Here is an 800-nt window from a genome sequence, read left to right as displayed (position 1 = left end):
GGTGTGGACCGCCCTGCCCGGCCCGCACTGGCCCGCCGAGATCGCCGGGGCCGTCGCCGCGACGCTCTCCTCCGGACGCGGCGCCCTCGTCGTCGTCCCGGACGGACGCGCCGCCGGACGGGTCGACGCCGCCCTGACCGAGGCGCTCGGCGCCGGCCGGCACGCCCTGCTGACCGCCGACTCCGGCCCCGAGAAGCGCTACCGGCAGTGGCTCGCGGTACGCCGGGGCTCGGTGCGGGCGGTCGTGGGCACCAGGGCCGCCATGTTCGCCCCCGTCCAGGACCTCGGCCTGGTCGTCGTCTGGGACGACGGGGACTCCAGCCACAGCGACGACAACGCCCCCTTCCCGCACGTCCGCGAGGTCCTGGAGCTGCGGTCGGCACAGGGCCGCTGCGGCTTCCTCCTCGGCGGGACCAGCTGCACGGTCGAGGCCGCCCAGCTCGTGGAGAGCGGCTGGGCGCTGCCGCTCCTCGCGGACCGCGAGCAGCTGCGCCGGGCCGCGCCCCTCATCCGTACGGTCGGGGACGGCGAGCTGGCCCGGGACGGTGCCGCCCGTTCCGCCCGGCTGCCCAGCCTCGCCTGGGGGGCCGTGCGCGACGGTCTGCGCAGCGGTCCGGTGCTGGTCCAGGTGCCCCGCCGGGGTTATGCCCCCCGCCTCGCCTGCGAACGCTGCCGGACGCCCGCCCGCTGCCGGCACTGCGCGGGCCCCCTCCAGGCCCCGGACCAGCAGGATCTCAACTGCGCCTGGTGCGGGCGGGCCGAGCGGGCCTGGCACTGCGCGGAGTGCGGCTCCACCCGGC

1 pseudogene is annotated in these 800 nt (G+C 78.5%); it reads left to right on the top strand.

Annotation, left to right across the window (positions count from 1 at the left end):
* Positions 1-800: pseudogene (locus CR470_RS38240) on the top strand (primosome assembly protein PriA); the annotation flags it as partial.

It is taken from the genome of Streptomyces sp. rh34, from assembly GCF_002551245.1.
Lineage (GTDB): Bacteria > Actinomycetota > Actinomycetes > Streptomycetales > Streptomycetaceae > Streptomyces.
Note: the sequence above shows the minus strand (reverse complement) of the source record. Positions and strands in the feature narration are given on the sequence as shown.